The 16,891-nt window shown below is 68.7% G+C and carries 17 protein-coding genes; 6 read left to right on the top strand and 11 right to left on the bottom strand.

From position 1 onward, the window contains the following. Positions 1–34: 34 nt before the first annotated feature. Positions 35–2,191 (bottom strand): ATP-dependent DNA helicase RecG, encoded by a 2,157-nt coding sequence (gene recG / locus BAY61_RS06530; RefSeq protein WP_091799785.1) that lies wholly within the window; start codon positions 2,189–2,191, stop codon positions 35–37. Next, positions 2,188–3,759, bottom strand: coding sequence for a DAK2 domain-containing protein (locus tag BAY61_RS06525; protein ID WP_091799783.1), 1,572 nt, complete (start codon positions 3,757–3,759; stop codon positions 2,188–2,190). The genes recG and BAY61_RS06525 overlap by 4 nt, the downstream gene beginning before the upstream one ends. A gap of 159 nt (positions 3,760–3,918) precedes the next feature. On the opposite strand from BAY61_RS06525, the gene rpmB reads away from it, so the two are divergent. Continuing rightward, on the top strand, positions 3,919–4,110 hold the full coding sequence (gene rpmB / locus BAY61_RS06520) for a 50S ribosomal protein L28 (protein ID WP_091800800.1): 192 nt from the start codon (positions 3,919–3,921) through the stop codon (positions 4,108–4,110). A 131-nt stretch (positions 4,111–4,241) separates the two neighbouring features. On the opposite strand, the gene BAY61_RS06515 is transcribed toward rpmB, so the two are convergent. The 4 genes from BAY61_RS06515 to BAY61_RS06500 are packed head-to-tail and all read right to left on the bottom strand — an operon-like array spanning position 4,242 to position 7,022. Further along, on the bottom strand, positions 4,242–4,919 hold the full coding sequence (locus BAY61_RS06515) for a uracil-DNA glycosylase (protein ID WP_091799780.1): 678 nt from the start codon (positions 4,917–4,919) through the stop codon (positions 4,242–4,244). Between the two features lie 53 nt (positions 4,920–4,972). Then, entirely contained in the window at positions 4,973–5,494 is a 522-nt protein-coding gene (locus BAY61_RS06510; protein WP_091799777.1) for a gamma carbonic anhydrase family protein, read from the bottom strand. A gap of 22 nt (positions 5,495–5,516) precedes the next feature. Then, positions 5,517–6,005, bottom strand: a complete 489-nt coding sequence (locus tag BAY61_RS06505; protein WP_091800796.1) for a GNAT family N-acetyltransferase — start codon at positions 6,003–6,005, stop codon at positions 5,517–5,519. An 18-nt stretch (positions 6,006–6,023) separates the two neighbouring features. After that, on the bottom strand, positions 6,024–7,022 hold the full coding sequence (locus BAY61_RS06500; RefSeq protein ID WP_091799775.1) for a thiamine-phosphate kinase: 999 nt from the start codon (positions 7,020–7,022) through the stop codon (positions 6,024–6,026). A 129-nt stretch (positions 7,023–7,151) separates the two neighbouring features. Between BAY61_RS06500 and BAY61_RS06495 the strand changes: the two genes are divergently transcribed. Both BAY61_RS06495 and BAY61_RS06490 read left to right on the top strand, forming a co-directional pair. Continuing rightward, the gene (locus BAY61_RS06495; RefSeq protein ID WP_091799773.1) at positions 7,152–7,385 is read left to right on the top strand and encodes an Lrp/AsnC family transcriptional regulator; all 234 of its coding nucleotides are present in this window, start codon (positions 7,152–7,154) and stop codon (positions 7,383–7,385) included. Positions 7,386–7,405: 20 nt separating this feature from the next. Continuing rightward, positions 7,406–7,978, top strand: coding sequence for a DUF3515 domain-containing protein (locus BAY61_RS06490; RefSeq protein WP_091799770.1), 573 nt, complete (start codon positions 7,406–7,408; stop codon positions 7,976–7,978). Between the two features lie 71 nt (positions 7,979–8,049). Here the strand turns inward: BAY61_RS06490 and BAY61_RS06485 are convergent, their stop codons facing one another. Further along, complete coding sequence (locus tag BAY61_RS06485; RefSeq protein WP_091799767.1) at positions 8,050–9,147, bottom strand: D-alanine--D-alanine ligase family protein; 1,098 nt, start codon at positions 9,145–9,147, stop codon at positions 8,050–8,052. Between the two features lie 11 nt (positions 9,148–9,158). Further along, complete coding sequence (gene pdxR / locus BAY61_RS06480; protein ID WP_091799764.1) at positions 9,159–10,541, bottom strand: MocR-like pyridoxine biosynthesis transcription factor PdxR; 1,383 nt, start codon at positions 10,539–10,541, stop codon at positions 9,159–9,161. A gap of 67 nt (positions 10,542–10,608) precedes the next feature. Between pdxR and BAY61_RS06475 the strand changes: the two genes are divergently transcribed. After that, positions 10,609–11,280: a pyridoxamine 5'-phosphate oxidase family protein gene (locus BAY61_RS06475; protein ID WP_091799761.1), complete on the top strand. Its 672-nt coding sequence runs from the start codon at positions 10,609–10,611 to the stop codon at positions 11,278–11,280. Here the strand turns inward: BAY61_RS06475 and BAY61_RS06470 are convergent. The 3 genes from BAY61_RS06470 to BAY61_RS06460 all read right to left on the bottom strand — a co-directional run bounded on the left by BAY61_RS06470 (position 11,277) and on the right by BAY61_RS06460 (position 13,820). Further along, positions 11,277–11,777 (bottom strand): cysteine dioxygenase, encoded by a 501-nt coding sequence (locus BAY61_RS06470; RefSeq protein ID WP_091800793.1) that lies wholly within the window; start codon positions 11,775–11,777, stop codon positions 11,277–11,279. The genes BAY61_RS06475 and BAY61_RS06470 overlap by 4 nt on opposite strands. 272 nt (positions 11,778–12,049) lie before the next feature. After that, positions 12,050–13,060 carry an NAD(P)H-dependent glycerol-3-phosphate dehydrogenase gene (locus tag BAY61_RS06465; protein WP_091799758.1) on the bottom strand — a complete coding sequence of 337 codons (1,011 nt, stop codon included), beginning with the start codon at positions 13,058–13,060 and terminating at the stop codon, positions 12,050–12,052. 1 nt (position 13,061) lies between these two features. Next, positions 13,062–13,820 carry a lysophospholipid acyltransferase family protein gene (locus tag BAY61_RS06460; RefSeq protein ID WP_091800789.1) on the bottom strand — a complete coding sequence of 253 codons (759 nt, stop codon included), beginning with the start codon at positions 13,818–13,820 and terminating at the stop codon, positions 13,062–13,064. Positions 13,821–13,895: 75 nt separating this feature from the next. Here BAY61_RS06460 and cofC point away from each other — a divergent pair, with 75 nt between their 5' ends. Continuing rightward, positions 13,896–14,579: a 2-phospho-L-lactate guanylyltransferase gene (gene cofC, locus BAY61_RS06455; RefSeq protein ID WP_091799755.1), complete on the top strand. Its 684-nt coding sequence runs from the start codon at positions 13,896–13,898 to the stop codon at positions 14,577–14,579. A gap of 85 nt (positions 14,580–14,664) precedes the next feature. Beyond that, entirely contained in the window at positions 14,665–16,890 is a 2,226-nt protein-coding gene (locus BAY61_RS06450) for an RNA degradosome polyphosphate kinase (protein WP_091799752.1), read from the top strand. Position 16,891 lies beyond the last annotated feature (1 nt).

Below are 16,891 nucleotides of genomic sequence, written 5' to 3'. Positions count from 1 at the left end.
CCAGACGTTACCTGCCGTGCACCCTCCGCACGGGTCAGGACTTGTCGAGGTATTCGGCCCGTTCGGTGTCGATCACCTCGGACACCATGCCTGCCAGCCCGGGATGCTCGGTCAGCGAAGGATCGCGCTCGACGATCCGCTGCGCGACGGCTCTCGCTCCCGCGATGACCGGTTCGTCGGCCAGCAATGACAGCAGCTTCAGGCCCGAGCGCTTTCCCGATTGCGCCGCGCCGAGGATGTCGCCCTCCCTGCGCAGTTCGAGATCGAGCTTGGACAACTCGAACCCGTCGAGCGTCGACTCGACCGCGGCGAGCCTCGCCCTCGTGCTCGTACCGTCGAGGGCCTCGGTGACGAGCAGGCACAACCCCGGCACGCTGCCCCTGCCGACCCTGCCGCGCAACTGGTGGAGCTGGCTCACCCCGAACCGGTCGGCGTCCATGATCGCCATGAGCGTCGCGTTGGGCACGTTCACGCCGACCTCGATCACCGTCGTCGCCACCAGCACGTCGATCTCGGCCGCCGCGAAAGCACGCATCACCGCGTCCTTCTCCTCGCCCGGCAGCCTCCCGTGCAGGACCCCGATCCGCAGCCCGCGCAGCGGTCCCTGTTCGAGCTGGGGAACGAGATCGAGCACCGCGATGGCTGGGCGCTTGTCGCTCTTGTCCGACGGCGGCTCGTCGCCGATCCTCGGGCACACCACGTACGCCTGGTGTCCCTTGCCGACCTCCTCGGTCACCCGCTGCCACGCCCTGTCGAGCCACGCCGGTTTCTCGGCGACGGGCACGACGCTCGTGGAGATCGGCGAACGCCCAGCGGGCAGTTCCCGCAGCGAGGACACCTCAAGGTCGCCGTAGACGGTCATCGCGACCGTCCTCGGGATGGGGGTCGCCGTCATGACCAGCACGTGCGGACTCGTCGAGTTCGCCCCTCTCGACCGCAGCGCGTCCCGCTGCTCGACGCCGAAACGGTGCTGCTCGTCGACCACGACGAAGGCGAGATCGGCGAACGAGACGTGATCCTGGATGAGCGCGTGCGTTCCGACGACGATGCCCGCCGCGCCGCTCGCGGCGTCGAGCAGCGCCTGCTTGCGTTCCTTTGCCGACATCGATCCGGTGAGCAGGGTGATACGGGTCGACTTGTCGGCAGCGCCCAGCTCCCCCGCCATGCCGAGATCGCCAAGCATCTCGCGCAGCGAACGGGCGTGCTGCGCTGCCAGCACTTCCGTCGGCGCGAGCAGCGCGGCCTGCCGCCCCGCGTCGACCACCTGGAGCATGGCCCGCAGCGCGACGATGGTCTTGCCGCTGCCGACCTCACCCTGTAGCAGGCGGTTCATCGGATGCTCAGTGGCCAGATCGGCCGCGACGGCCGAACCGACCTCCCGCTGCCCCTTCGTCAGCTCGAAGGGCAGCTTCCCGTCGAAGGCCGCGGCGACCCCGTCCGGCACGACGGGGCAGGACGGCGCGGGCCGCGAGATCGTGGAATACCTGCGCTGAGCGAAGATGAGCTGGACGGCAAGCGCCTCGTCCCACTTGAGCCGTTCCCTCGCGGAGTCGAGCTGCTCGAAACTCTCCGGCCGGTGGATCTGCCGCAACGCCTCGTAGAGATCGTCGAGCTGATGCTCCTCGCGCAGCCAGGAGGGCACCGGGTCGTCGCCGTCCTCCAGCGTCGCGAGCACCTGCCGCACCGCGTAACCGATGGTCCAGGACTGGATCCCTTGCGCGGCGGGATAGACGGGAATGATCTCGGCGAGGAAATCGTCCATTGTGGACATATCATCGTCGGGGTCGATCAGCTCGTACTCGGGGTTGGCCAGTTGCAGGGTGTTGCGAAACGCGGTCACCTTGCCCGCGAACAGACCGGTCTTGCCGGGCCGCAGTTCCCTTTCCCGCCACGCCTGGTTGCCGAAGAACGCGCAGGACAGCCGCCGCCTGCCGTCGGTGATGGTGACTTCGAGAATGGAGCCCTTGCGCTGGCGCATCGGCTTCTTCGTCGCCGACTCCACCCTGGCCAGCACGGTCGCGTGCTCGCCGAGTTCGAGACCGGCGATGTCGGTGAGCTCGCCCCTGCGCGCGTACCGGCGCGGATAGTGCCTGAGCAGGTCGGCGACGGTGTGGATGTCCAGCGATTTGGCCAGCGCTCCCGCGGCCTTCGCGCCGACCACCCCGGTCAGCTTGTCGTGCAACTCGGTCACTCGACCCCCATCAGCAACAGCGCGTCCGTCTGCCCACCGGAATAGCACACCAGTTCGACCTCCGGGTGCACGGCCCGCAGATGAGCCGCGACGGACTCCTCGATACCGGGAGGCGCCCCCTCGCCGGTGAGCAGCGTGACCAGCTCCCCTCCGACGACCAGCATCCGTTCGAGCACGGCACCCGCCGCCTCCGCGACGCGCTCGGCCCGCTCGATGAGCACCACCTCGCCGTCGACGAGCCCGACCACGTCACCGGCCTGCGCTCGGCCCACCCAGGTGATGGATTCCTCTTGCGCCACAACGAGATCACCCCGCCTCGTCGCGGCGGCGGCCTCCGCCATCGCGACGACGTCGGCACCCACCTTGCGGCCCGGATCGTGCACGGCCAGCGCGGAAAGCACCTGAACCGGCGAGGCACACGGCACCACGACGACGTCCTTGCCCTCCAGGGTGGGGTGGCCCGCGATCCGCTCGGCAGCCGCGGTCAGCTCGACCCCGCCTGGCAGAACGGTGACGTGTGCCGCCGCCGTTTCGGTGATGAGCCCGATCAGCTCCTCGGTCTCCGGCTGCTCTCCCGCCGCCAGCCGCAACACGGCGATCCCCTCGCCGTCGATCAGGCCGGCGACTCCTTCACCGTGCACGACGGCGACGACGGCCCGCTCACCCGCGGCAAGCGTCGTGTCCTCCGGCGCCGGTGTCATGAGCGGCTCGACCCGCACACTGTGCGGCCTGCCGTGCAGGAGACCCGCCTCAAGGGCGGCGCCGATGTCGGCGCAGTGCACATGTACCGCGTGGTTGCCCGCGCCGTCGCCCGCGACGGTCACGCTGTCACCGAGCCCCGACAACGCCCTGCGCAAGGAAGGCAGCGCGTCCTCCCGCGCGTCGGCGAGCAGGTACATGACCTCCCACGCCACCGGCTTCGGCGACGAAGGCACGTGTGCCTCCACCGCGTGCCACGGCTGGTGATCGGCTCCGGTCACGACGCCCACCAGCGCGTCGAGCACGGCGACGAGCCCCCTGCCGCCCGCGTCGACGACACCGGCCCTCGCCAGTACGGCGAGCTGGTGCGGGGTCTCCTCCAACGCGTCGGCCGCCGTCTCCGCCGCGGCGGTGACCACCTCGGTGACCGTCGCGTCACGCGTCGCGACGGCGACGGCGTGCAGCACGCTGAGCATGGTTCCCGCGACGGGGCGGGCCACCGCGCTCGTCGCGAACCGGTCAGCCGCGCGAAGGGCCGCCGCCAGCCGCGCCCCGTCGACCTCGGCGAACCCGCCCGCCGACTCGGCGAACCCGCGCAGCACCTGGGACATGATGACTCCGGAATTGCCCCGCGCCTCGGCGACCGCGCCACCGGCGAGCACCCGCAGCGCCTCGCCCGCGGATTCCACCCCCTGTGCCCGCGTGAGCGCGGTGTTCGCGGCGGTGAGCGTGTGCAGCAGATTCGAGCCGGTGTCGGAGTCGGCGACGGGGTACACGTTGATGCCGTCGATGTCGGACCGCAGCGCGCTCAGGCTCCGCACGCACGCGGCGGCCCACGCGCGCACCGCCACCACGTCCAAGGCCAGCACGGCGTATCCTTCTCCACTCCGGGGATCGACCGTCAGGGGTTGTCCGCGAGGGTAGCGACCCGGATGCGAAAGCCGGGAGCGCACCGGCTACCCTGGTCGAGTTGCCCGGTGAACCTTCCGGGCGGGTTCTTGTACCCCAATCTTCGAGGAGTGTTCGACGTGGCTGCCGTGTGCGACGTCTGTGGCAAGGGGCCGGGCTTCGGCAAGTCGGTCTCGCACTCTCACCGGCGTACCAACCGCCGGTGGAACCCGAACATCCAGACCGTGCACGCCAAGATCGGGCTTTCCCAGAAGAAGCGCCTGAACGTGTGCACCTCCTGCCTCAAGGCCGGCAAGGTCGTCAGGGGCTGAATCGTTCGGGCAGACGCCCCAGTATTTCCCGCGAAAGGCCCGGTGGACGCATCGTCCACCGGGCCTTTCGCTGTGCGCGTCCTCGGGTTCCGCTACCGGCACCGCCACCCAAGCCGACCGTGAAACGAGGGCTAGGGCAGTTTCCAGTCGATGGGTGCGGCGCCCTGCTGTTCGAGCAGCGCGTTGGCCTTGCTGAACGGGCGGGACCCGAAGAACCCGTTGTGCGCGGACAAGGGACTCGGATGCACCGATTCGACGCTGGGCACCTGCCCCAGCAGCGGCTTGAGCTTGCGCGCGTTGCTGCCCCACAGGATGGCCACCATGGGCTCGTCCCTCGCGGCGAGCGCGCGGATGGCCTGCTCGGTGATGTCTTCCCAGCCCTTGCCCTGGTGTGAGTTGGGGCGTCCCGGCGCCACGGTCAGCGCCCTGTTGAGCAGCACCACACCCTGTTCCGTCCACGGAGTCAGGTCACCGTTGGACGGCGCGGGATGGCCGAGGTCGTCGCAGTACTCCTTGTAGATGTTGACCAGGCTCTTGGGCAGTGGCCTGACATCGGGAGCGACGGCGAAGGAAAGGCCGATCGGGTGGCCGGGTGTCGGGTAGGGGTCCTGCCCGACGATGAGCACCCTGACACCGGCGAACGGCTGCGTGAACGCACGCAGAATGTGGTCACCGGCAGGCAGGTACTTCCTTCCCGCCGCCACCTCGGCACGCAGGAACTCGCCCATCGCGGCGATCTTGTCCTCGACGGGGGCGAGGGCGCGTGCCCAGCCCGCGTCGATGATGTCGGTCAGCGGTCGTGCGGTCACGGCAAGCGAGCCTAGCGGTCGGCACCCGCACGGGTGTCCCCCACCCGGCCTGCTCAGTCCAGCCTGCGCAGTTCCTTCTTGAACCTGGCCGCGCGGCCGACGTAGCTCTCGACCACGCGCGTGATCTGCTCGGCACCGAACGACGTGTTCTCCCTGATCTTCGCCGGAACACCCAGCGCGATGTGGCCCGGCGGCACGTGCCCGTTGTAGGACAGCACGGCACCGGCGCCGACCATGCCACCGTCCTCGATGACGCTTCCGTTGAGCACGACGGAACCAGAGGCGATGAGGCAGTTCGATCCGATGCGGGCGCCCTCGACGTGCACGGCGTGCCCGATGGCCGAACCGGGACCGAGAACCGTGGGATCGGCACGGGTGCAGTGCACGACGCAGCCGTCCTGGATGTTGGACCTCGCGCCCAGTTCGATGTAGCCGTTGTCGCCGCGCAGTACCGTCTGCGGCCACACCGAGGCGTGCGGGCCGATCCGGACGTCGCCGATCACCGTCGCGTCGGGATGGACGTAGGCGTCGGGATGGATGTCCGGTTCCAGGTCTCCGAGTGCGTAGATCGGCATCGCCGGTACCCGTCCTTTCCTCTCACCCCTGCCGCGCCGCGCCGAATTCCTTCGCGAGGCACAGGCTTTCCGCGTCGTTCCGGTAGACACCGAACTTGGGGATGCCGGTGTAGCCCGAGGAACGGTACAGCGCGATGGCTTCCGGCTGCCTGGTGCCGGTCTCCAGCACGCATCGCCTCCGGCCGGCCTCGCGAGCGGTGCGTTCGAGCTCGGCGAGCATCGCGCGGGCGAATCCCTTGCCCCGCGCGGGAAGCGTGACGAACATGCGCTTGAGTTCGGCGTCGCCCCTCCGGAATTCGGGCGCGGGGCCGTCGTGCGCCCGCCAGCCACCACAGGCGACCGGCACGCCGTCGAGGTAGCCGACGAGGAAGATCCCGTGCGGAGCCGCGAACTCGGCGGGATCGACGGGGGTCACGTCGGGGTCGCCGTACCGCGTCACGTACTCCTGCTGCACCAGGTCGATGAGCTTCACGGAGTCGGGGTGATCGAAGGCGAGAACGCGAATGTCCACGGCCTCCATCAAACCCGATCAGCGCCAATGCTCCCAACCCGTTTCCTGTTCGTAGGGGGCTCCGTCGACCGTGATTCCCGTGTCGGGCATCAATACGTCGCCGATGCGCTGCCAGCCTTCCGGCAGATCGGTGAACGAGGGGAAGGTCGCCGCCAGCGCGTGATCCTCACCACCGGTGAGGATCCACCGCATCGGATCGGCGCCGAGCGCGGAGCCCACGTCGGTGAGTTTGCGAGGGACAGGCAGCCGGTCGGTGTGCACGTCGATGCCGACCCGCGACGACTCCGCGAGGTGGCCGAGGTCGGCGAGCAGCCCGTCCGACACGTCGATCATGGCCGTGGCGCCCGCGATCGCCGCCGAGGGCCCCGCCGAGTAAGGCGGCTCGGGGAAGCGCTGCGCGTTGACGACACCGACCGGTGAGCGAAAGCCCCTCCCGAGCACGGCGAGACCGGCCGCGGCCCAGCCGAGCCGCCCGCACACCGCGACGACGTCGCCCGGCCGCGCGCCGGACCGCGTGACCGGAGCCCTGCCACCGAGGTCGCCGAGCGCCGTGATGCTGATCACGAACTGGTCGGCCGTGACCATGTCGCCGCCGACGAGCCCAACCCTCGCGCGCTCCGCCTCCGCCGCGAGGCCATCGACAAGTTCGTTCACCAGCGCGGCCTTCGTGTCGGAAGGGCAGGCGAGGCCGACGACCACCGAGGTGGGGACGGCGCCCATGGCCGCGATGTCGGCGAGATTCACCGCGACCGCCTTGCGGCCCACCTGCTCCGCGCTCGACCAGTCGAGCCGGAAGTGCACTCCCTGCACCAGCACGTCCGTCGACACGACGACCCTGCCGTCCGGCGCGGCGACGACCGCGGCGTCGTCGCCTGGACCGAGCAGGGTCGTCGAAGGCTGGGTCCTGCCCTCGGTGACCTGCCTGATCAACCCGAACTCGCCGACGGAGGCCACCGTGGCACCGCCTTCGGCGGCGGACTCTCTCGTCGTTCTGTCTTCCGCCGCGTGGTCGTCCACACACACCTCCGGTGATTTACTGAAGTGCTACCGACATGCTCAGATATCCGAGCACCGCAAAGCTGGGGTACGTTTCTTCAACGGTCCTATCTTGAGCTTTCGTCAGCCAACTACGCGGAGGGGCGCGCCGTGGTCCACGCATACATCCTCATTCAGACCGAGGTAGGCAAGGCAGCTACCGTCGCCTCCGAGATCGCCGGAATTCCCGGCGTGACCAGCTCTGAGGATGTCACGGGGCCCTACGACGTGATCGTGCGCGCGACCGCGGACAACGTCGACGAACTGGGTCAGCTCGTCGTCGCGAACGTACAGAATGTGGAAGGCATCACGCGCACCCTGACCTGCCCCGTGGTTCATCTCTGACCCTGTGGTGTCATGGCGGCGTGTCCGATACCGGTGCGCCGCCCCGTGTGCTGATCGTCATCGCCGCCGCGCTCGCGGCCGGTCTCGCCGTCGTGGTCGGCTTTTTCGGGCTGACCTCCGGCGATACCGGAGATTCCGGCGATTCCGCCGCTCCTTCTCAGGACCAGCCCGCGCAGCGGGGCCCGCTGCCGCTGGTGTCCATTCCGGCGCCGGACGCCGATTCGCCGGAGTGCGCCTCGCTGCTCGCCGAACTGCCCCGCGAACTGGAATCGGCTGGCGAAGCGCTCCCGAAGCGGGAACTCGCCGAACCCGCCCCTGACGCGACGGCGGCATGGGGTTTCGACAACCCCGTCGTGCTGCGGTGCGGGCTGGACCGCCCGCCCGAGCTGACGCGAACGTCCGACACGAGGGCGATCAACGACGTGACCTGGCTCCAGGTACCGGCCGAGGACGGCACCGCGACCTGGTACGTGATCGACCGGCCCGTCTACGTCGCACTGACCGTGCCTCCGGACACCGGGACGGGGCCGCTGCAACTCATCTCCGACATCGTCGGCACGACGTTGCCGGAAACGCCGCTCCGGTTCGACTGACCCACTGGCTCCGGTAGCGGGGGAGCTTTGCTGCCGTTCCGCGATAGCAAAGCTCCCCCGCTACCGGCGGGTCAGCGCAGGCCCGTTCCCCTCGCGATCGCGGTCTCCACCAGCGTGGCGAGCAGACTCGGGTAATCGAGGCCGGTGACGGCCCACATCTTGGGGTAGGCCGATGTGGTCGTGAAACCCGGCATGGTGTTGACCTCGTTGATGATCAACTCGCCGTCGCCCCCGACGAAGAAGTCCACCCTGGCCAGTCCCTGACAGTCGAGCGCTCCGAAGGCCCGCACCGCGGCCTCCCTCAGCCGCTCGACGATGGAATCGTCGAGTTTGGCCGGGATGTCCAGCTCGGCGTCCTCGCCGAGGTACTTGGTCTCGAAGTCGTACCAGGCGTCGGCGCCCTCGGCGAGAACCCTGACCTCGGCGGGCAGCGATGCCTCGACCCTGCCGTCGGGGAACTCCAGCACACCGCACTCGACCTCGCGGCCCGTGACGGCGGCTTCGACGAGCACCTTGGGGTCGGTCTGCCTCGCCAGCGCGATCGCGTCGTCAAGTTGCTCCCACGCGGTGACCTTGCTGATCCCGATGGAGGAGCCCGCCCTCGCGGGCTTGACGAACACGGGCAGTCCCAGCCGCTCCCGTTCCGCCTCGTCCAGTGTGGATCGTCCACGCCGGACGGTCGCGTAGCTGCCGACCGGAAGCCCTTCGGCGGCAAGCAGTTTCTTGGCGTACTCCTTGTCCATGGCCGCGGCACTGGCGAGCACACCGGCACCCACGTAAGGAATGTCGGCCATCTCCAGCAGCCCCTGGATGGTGCCGTCCTCGCCGAAAGCACCGTGCAGCACGGGGAACACCACGTCGACGGTGCCGAGCAGTTCGGTTTCCCTGCCGGGCTCGACGCTGACGACGCCGTTGCTCGTCGGGTCGCCGGCCAGCACGAGTGCCTTGCCCGTTTCCACCGTCGGCAGCTCGCCGCCCTGGATTTCCAGCGCCTTCGGATCGCTCGTACCCAGCACCCAGCCACCGGCCCTCGTGATGCCGATGGGAACGACCTCGAACCGGTCGGGATCGAGGTTCGCCAGCACGCTACCCGCGGAAACACAGGAGATGGTGTGCTCGGTGCTGCGGCCACCGAACACAACGGCCACTCGCGTCTTGCGGCTACTCATGGCCGGTCACCCTACCGGGGCTTCACTCGCAACAAGTCGACGAGCACCCCGAGCGAGTCCCGCAGCGCCTCCCGTGAACAGCCCGCGTAGCCGACCGCCACACCGAAGGTGGAAGGGGTGCGGGCAAAGTGCCTGCCGAGCCCGTCGAGCAGCAAACCCCTGCGCTTCGCCGACGCGAGCCGCTCTCTCTCGTCCTCGGCCGAGGCGAGCGGCACCACGAGATGCGCTCCCGCGTCGTCGCCGAGCACCGGGATGCCCGCCTTGCCGAACGCGCCGACGAGCATGGATCTTCGCTCCGACAATTCCCTGCGCAGCCTGCGCAGATGCCTGCCGAGATCGCCGTGCCGCGCCAGCTCGACGATCACCCGCTGCCCCGCGTGCGATGGCCTCGTCCCCGTCACCTCGCGGTACTCCAGCACCGCGGAGGTCACCGAGGAAGGCGCGACCATCCAGCCCGCGCCTAGCGTCGGGGTGAGGATCTTGCTCGTGGTTCCGAGGTGGGCGACGACATCGGGAGCGAGCGCGGCCAGCAACGGCAACGGGGCGACGTCGTAACGCAACTCACCGTCGTAGTCGTCCTCGACGACGAGGAAGTCCTCGGCCCGGGCCCTTTCGACGAGTTCGACCCTGCGAGCCGCGCTCATCCTGCCGCCCATCGGATACTGGTGCGCGGGCGAGCAGTACACCGCCCTCACGCCGTCGGGCACGGTGTCCGGCCGCAGCCCCTCCGCGTCGACGGCCGCGCCGACGACCCGCATCCCCGCCCTGCGGAAGGCGTGCACCGCGCGCTGATATCCGGGTTCCTCGATGGCGACGAGGTCGCCTGGACGCAGCACGGCGGCGGCGAGTTCGATGACGGCCGCCGTCGTTCCTCCCGTCGCGAGCACCGACTCGGTGCCGGCGTCGAGCCCACGGTGGCGCAGCAGGTGCTCCGCGATGGCGGCGCGGTATTCGGGAAGTCCCGAACGCTGCGCGTACCAGGAGGGCGCGGTGTCCGAGGCAGCGCGCCACGCCCTGCGCCACGCCGCCTTGTCGAGTCCTTCCGCCCACGGCAGTCCTGGCGCGAGCACCAGCAGGTTCGACGGTGGTTCCTCGCCCGCGACGACGGCCCTTCGCTCGGGACGGCCGGAGGGAGGAGAGGTGGTGACGTAGGTGCCGGAGCCGTGCCTGCCGAGAATCCAGCCCTCGGCATGCAGTTGTTCGTAGGCCGCCGAGGTCACCGTCCTGCTCACGCCGAGCCGGTCGGCGAGCGCGCGCGTCGAGGGAAGCCGGTCGCCGCCACGGAGATGCCCCGTCGAGGCGGACGCGCGCAGGGCATCGGCGAGCTGTACCGCGAGCGGCGTTTCGGAGGTACGGTCGAGCGCGACCGGGAGTGCGGTGTCGATGACGGCCAAAGTGGCCTCCCATTTCTCTTCAATGGTGGCCGTTCCAGGATGCCATTAATCGTGGAACCGTGCCGGTATGCCCGAAACGCCAGCACTGTCAGCCACCCCGCGCAGCACGCTGACCCGCAAGAAACACCGCGCCGCCCACGAGCGGTCCGCGCTCTACGACGTACTCGACAACGCTCTCGTCTGCCATCTCGGCCTTGTCCTGCACGGGTCTCCCGTCGTATTGCCGACCGGCTACGGCCGCGACGGCGACACACTCTATTTTCACGGCTCGACCGGGGCGGGCAATCTCAGGGAAGCCGCCGAAGGGGTCGACGTGTGCGTGACGGTGACGATTCTCGACGGGATCGTGTACGCGCGCTCGCTGAACAATCACTCCATGAACTACCGGTGCGCGGTCGTGCACGGCAGGGCGAGGCCGCTCGCCGGTGCCGAGAAGGAACACGGCCTCAAGGTCATCACCGATCAACTCTCCCCCGGTTCATGGAATTACGCCCGCGAAGCCAGCGCGAAGGAACTGGCCTCGGTGACCGTGCTGGCGCTCGACCTCGCCGAGGCTTCGGTGAAAATGAGGGCGGAGGGCCCCGGCGAGGAACCGGAAGACCTCGGCACGACGGACGTGTGGGCGGGGGTACTTCCGGTGCACACCGGCTTCGGCTCACCGGTCACGGCCGAGTACGTTCCCCGCTCCACCCCGGTGCCGGAACACGTCGCGAGCCGCGCAGGCACCAAATACAGCTAGGGCGTGCCGGGAAGCGGGCCTTCGACGGGATCCAACCGGTAGGGCCGGATGGTGCGCCCGCCTGCCCGGTAGACGTGCACGCTGATCGCGGGATCGGGGCCGGTGTTGCGTACCTGGTGCACGTAGCCCGGCCCGAAGACGCGAGACTGACCGGCCGAGGGCGTGTGCACCTCAGTCAGCACCCTGCCTTCGACGGTCTTACGGGTCACCGTCTCGGTGAGCTGACCGCTCACGACGGTGAACGCGCCCGTCGTCAGACCGTGGTCGTGTGGTTCCGCCTCCTGGCCGGGAAGCCAGCTCAGCAGCCACACCTCCTGGTCGGCGGTGCGTTCGAGCAACGAGGCGAACCGCTCGTCCGGGTCGTAGCGAAGGATGTTGCGCCAGCGCTCCCTGTCGGCCGCGAACTCCAGCGCGGTGCGCACGGGGTGGCGCAGCAGCGGATTCGCGGCGGTCGGCGACACGGCGGTACTGACAGTGTTCTCGGGAACGGCAAACATGGAAATGGTGTCCTTGAAGAGCTGAGTGGGAAAGCGAAGCGAGGGAAACAGGCGTGCGGGCGTTGTCACCGACACGGACAGCAGTGGCCACAAGGACACGGTGCGAGCACGACGCGCCGGAGGTCGGAGTCACCCCGGCGCCCTGTCATGGATCGCGTCAACACGCCGCCAAGCGAACCAGCAGCGGCGCTCGCCGTCAAACCGATTCCAGTCCGTGGATGCCGCCGCCTGACGGCGGGCATCCCCGTGACGGAACCCGGAAGGCAGCCTGGTCAGGACCACTCGTGCTTTTGCTGCCTCCCCAGCAGTTCGGCGCCGACGCGCGCCGGGTTCATCCCTTCGTGGCACACCCGGAACATCGCGTCCGTGATCGGCATGTCGACCCCGACCCCGCGAGCGAGTTCCCTGATGGACTGACACGACATGACGCCTTCGGCGACCTGACCGCCGACGGCCTGCTGGGCCATCGCGACCGTCTCGCCCCTGCCGAGCAGTTCGCCGAAGGTCCTGTTGCGAGACAGCGGTGACGCGCACGTCGCCACGAGGTCGCCGACCCCGGCCAGTCCGGCGAACGTCAACGGGTCGGCGCCGAGTTTGCTGCCGAGCCGCGCGGTTTCCGCGAGCCCGCGCGTGATCAGCGTCGCCATCGTGTTGGCACCGAAGCCGAGCCCAGCCGCCATGCCACAACTCAGCGCGATCACGTTCTTGCAAGCCCCGCCGAGCTCGCAGCCGACGACGTCGGTGTTGGTGTAGGGCCGGAAGTAGGAGTTGAAACTGGCCTGCTGCACCGCGACGGCCTTGTCGTGGTCCGCGCACGCGAACACCGCCGCCGCCGGCTGCTGTCGCGCGATCTCCTTGGCGAGATTGGGGCCGGACACCACGACGACGTCGTCGGATCGCACACCCGCGATCTCGCCGATGACCTCGCTCATGCGTTTGAGGGTGCCGAGTTCGACCCCTTTCGCGAGGCTCACCAGTATCGCCTCGCGCGGCAACAGCGAACGCCACGCGGTGAGGTTGGCCCGCAGGCTCTGACTCGGTACCGCGAGCACGACGGCCTGCGCGCCGTCCAGCGCGAGCGCCGCGTCGTCGGTCGCCGTGACCCGCCCGGGAAGAACGACTCCCGGCAGATAGCCGTTGTTGGTGTGCTCCTCACGGATTTCGGCCGCCACCTCGGGGCGGCGCGCCCACATCGTGACGTCCCTGCCCGCGTCGGCGAGCACCTTCGCGAATGTCGTGCCCCATGAACCGGCACCGAGCACCGTGACCGACTGCACAGTCATCTCAGGCGCCGTCTTCCTTTGCCTGCTCGGCTTTCTCGTCCTGGTCACCAGGTTCGGCCGGAGGGGCCGTCGCCGGTGGCTTCGACGGCGGCTGTTCGCCCCTGACCTCGGCCAGCAGCGCGAGGACTTCGGCCATCAGCAGATCGGTCACCTCGCGCAGAACGGCGGAGGTGGGCTCCTTGGCCCGGTAGGCAGAAAGATCGACGGGCTCGCCGACGGAATGCACGACCGTCTTGCGAGGGAAGGGCCGGAACTTCTTGGTGTAGCCGTTCCAAATTTTCTGGGTTCCCCACCGCGCGACGGGAATCACAGGCACGTCATTTTGCAGCGCCAGCCTCGCGACGCCGGTGTAGGAGCGTTTGAGCCAGCCGTCGGGGTCCTTGGTGATCGTCCCTTCCGGATAGATGAGGACGATCTTGCCATCGCTCAACGTGTCGTGCGCGGCCTTGAGGCTGTCCCCCGCCTCGGACGTACCCCGCGATACGGGAATACCTCCCGAACCGAGCAGGATCTTGCCGAACACGGGAATCTTGGTCAGGCTCTCCTTCGCCATGAACCGGGGCACCCTGCGATTGCGGTGGACGAACACGGCGTCCACGGCCGGATCGAGGTGCGAGACGTGGTTCATGACGAGCAGCGCCGGGCCCGTCGCCGGAATCCGTTCGGCCCCCCGGTAGTCGCTGCGACCCATCCAGGTCAACGGGTAGAACAGCACGGCGGCGGCCGCCACCCAGAAGCCGCCCTTCTCACGATCGGCCAACGTCGCTCCTTCCTCGAACCTGCCCACGATCCTCCCATAGGCACCGAACGCGCCGGTTTGCGTAAAGATGGGAACGTGGCTGTAGACCTCATCGTGCCGTTGAAGCCTCCGGTGGCCGGAAAATCCCGCCTTCGAGGCGCGCTCGGTCACGCCGCGAACGCGGAGCGCCACGCCGCGCTCGTCCTGGCGCTCGCCTCGGACACGTTGCTCGCCGCCACGGAAGCGGCAGGCGTGCGCAGGGTGCTCGTCGTCGGCAGCGATCCGAAACCGCTCGCCGAGTTGCGCGCGCTCGGCGTCGAGGTCGTCGGCGAGGACGAACCGGCAGCGGGCGGGGAAGGGAACGTCCGGGGAAACCCGGCGGACACGGGGCTGAACGCGGCGCTTCGGCTCGGTGAACGCCTGCTGCGCGCGGACGACCCCGGCGGCATCGTCGGCGCGTTACAGGCGGACCTTCCCGCGCTGAGGGCGAGCGAACTGTCGGCGGCGATCGAGGAAGCGGACGGCCGCAGGGCATTCACCGCCGACCGGCACGGAACCGGGACCACGCTTCTGCTCTCCTCGAACGGCGGAGCGCTCGATCCACGTTTCGGCGCGGGTTCGGCGGCCTCGCACGAGCGTTCCGGCGCGACTCCGCTCGGGCTGGCCGCGCCGTCGCTGCGCGGCGACGTCGACACCGCGGCGGATTTGGAGCACGCGCGGCTCATCGGGCTCGGCAAGCGCACGACGGCCGTGCTGGAAGCCGCTTACCTCTCACGGTAGGAACCCCCGCCACGGGCGACGATCTTCACCGGTTCGCCGGATCGGAAGGTGCACACGGTCGCCACAAGTGGGGAACAATGCACGAGTGAGCGACGACAAGAGTGGGGTAGCCCCCGGAACCTCGGCAGACGGTAGCCGGCGAGTCACCACCTCGCCGCCGCCGGTACCCACCGAGACCGACGGGAAACCGGCACCGCCGCCGACGTCGGTTCCCTCGGCGCCGCCCGCGGTGACCGGCGGCGAACAGGTTCCCGACGCGCTTCCCGACGACAGGTACTTCAACCGCGAGCTCTCCTGGCAGGACTTCAACGCCAGGGTGCTCGCGCTCGCCGAGGACGCCTCCCAGCCGCTGCTCGAACGGGCCAAGTTCCTCGCCATCTTCGCGTCCAATTTGGATGAGTTCTACATGGTCAGGGTCGCGGGACTGAAGCGAAGGGACGAGACCGGGCTCTCCGTGCGCAGCGCTGACGGGCTGACCCCGCGCGAACAGCTTTCCTACATCGCCAAACGCAACCAGGACCTGGTCGAACGGCACACCGCCGCCTTCGAGGAGCACGTGCGGCCCTCGCTCGCCGAGAAGGACATCAGGATCGTGCGCTGGTCCGATTTGGATGGCGCTGATCACACAAGGCTCTCGCAGTACTTCACCGAGCAGATCTTCCCCGTGCTCACCCCACTGGCCGTCGACCCCGCCCACCCGTTCCCCTACATCTCCGGTCTTTCGCTCAACCTCGCCGTGACGGTGCGCGATCCGGAGGGCGGCACCGAGCGGTTCGCGAGAGTCAAGGTGCCCAACAACGTTCCCCGGCTGGTCAGGATCGAACGCCAGCGGGACAGCCAGACCGCGACCTTCCTTCCGCTCGAAGAGCTCATCTCGGCGCACCTCGGCGAATTGTTCAGTGGCATGGAAGTCACCGAGTACCACGTGTTCCGGGTCACCCGTAACGCCGACTTCGAGGTCGAGGAAGACCGCGACGAGGATCTGTTGCAGGCGCTGGAACGAGAACTCGCGCAACGCAGGTTCGGTCCCCCGGTGCGGCTCGAAGTCGCGCACGACATGAGCGAGCACATGCTCGAACTGCTGCTCAGGGAACTGGAAGTCGATCCGAGGGATGTCGTCGAGGTTCCCGGTCTGCTCGATCTCACCTGTCTGATGCAGCTTCTGTCCGTCGATCGCAAGGAGCTGAAGGACCGCCCTTTCGTTCCCGCGACACATCCCGCGTTCGGTGAGAGAGAGACACCGAAGAGCGTCTTCTCGACCCTGCGCGACGGTGACGTGCTCGTCCACCATCCCTACGACTCGTTCTCCACGAGCGTGCAACGGTTCATCGAGCAGGCGGCCGCCGACGACAAAGTGCTCGCCATCAAGCAGACGCTGTACCGCACATCGGGTGATTCCCCGATCGTCGACGCGCTCATCGACGCGGCCGAGGCCGGCAAACAGGTCGTGGCGCTCGTGGAGATCAAGGCCCGCTTCGACGAACAGGCGAACATCACGTGGGCGCGCACGCTCGAACGCGCCGGCGTTCACGTCGTGTACGGCCTCGTCGGGCTCAAGACCCATTGCAAGGTCGCGCTCGTCGTCCGGCAGGAGGGCGGGACCATCCGCCGCTACTGCCACATCGGAACCGGCAACTACAACCCCAAGACGGCGCGGCTGTACGAAGATCTCGGCCTGCTGACGGCGGATCCGGCGATCGGAGCCGACCTCACCGACCTTTTCAACGTGCTCACCGGGTACTCGCGGCAGGCGACCTACCGCAACATCCTCACGTCACCGCACGGCATCCGGCGCGGCATCCTTTCCTACGTCGCCGACGAGATCGAACTGGCCAAGGCAGGCAAACCGGCCGGTGTGCGCATCAAATGCAACTCACTGGTGGACGAACAGGTCATCGACGGGCTGTACCGGGCATCGGCGGCCGGCGTCGAGGTCGACATCGTCGTGCGCGGCATCTGCGCGCTCAAACCGGGTGTGCCGGGGCTGAGCGACAACATCTCCGTGCGCTCGATACTCGGCCGCTTCCTGGAACACTCGCGGATCTTCCACTTCCGGGGAGCCGACGCCTACTGGATCGGCAGCGCGGACATGATGCACCGCAACCTCGATCGCCGCATCGAAGCAATGGTCCAGGTCAAGGATCCCAAGCTGGCCGCACAACTCGGTGAGGTGTTCGACTCGGCGCTCGATCCGCTGACCCGGTGCTGGGTGTTGAGCGCCACAGGCGAATGGATCCCCTTCCCCGCCGAAACCACACAGGTCCGGGACCACCAGATCGAACTGCTCCGCAAACACGGCGCGACGGGGTGAA

Origin of the sequence: Prauserella marina, from assembly GCF_002240355.1 — a bacterium.
Lineage (GTDB): Bacteria > Actinomycetota > Actinomycetes > Mycobacteriales > Pseudonocardiaceae > Prauserella_A > Prauserella_A marina.
This window is presented reverse-complemented; position numbering and strand designations above follow the sequence as displayed.

Coding starts and splice junctions, on each gene's coding strand:
- BAY61_RS06465 (WP_091799758.1), bottom strand. CDS start 13,060: ATGACTGTGCAGTCGGTCACGGTGCTCGGTGCCGGTTCATGGGGCACG.
- BAY61_RS06510 (WP_091799777.1), bottom strand. CDS start 5,494: ATGCCGATCTACGCACTCGGAGACCTGGAACCGGACATCCATCCCGAC.
- BAY61_RS06485 (WP_091799767.1), bottom strand. CDS start 9,147: ATGAGTAGCCGCAAGACGCGAGTGGCCGTTGTGTTCGGTGGCCGCAGC.
- BAY61_RS06470 (WP_091800793.1), bottom strand. CDS start 11,777: ATGTTTGCCGTTCCCGAGAACACTGTCAGTACCGCCGTGTCGCCGACC.
- BAY61_RS06475 (WP_091799761.1), top strand. CDS start 10,609: ATGCCCGAAACGCCAGCACTGTCAGCCACCCCGCGCAGCACGCTGACC.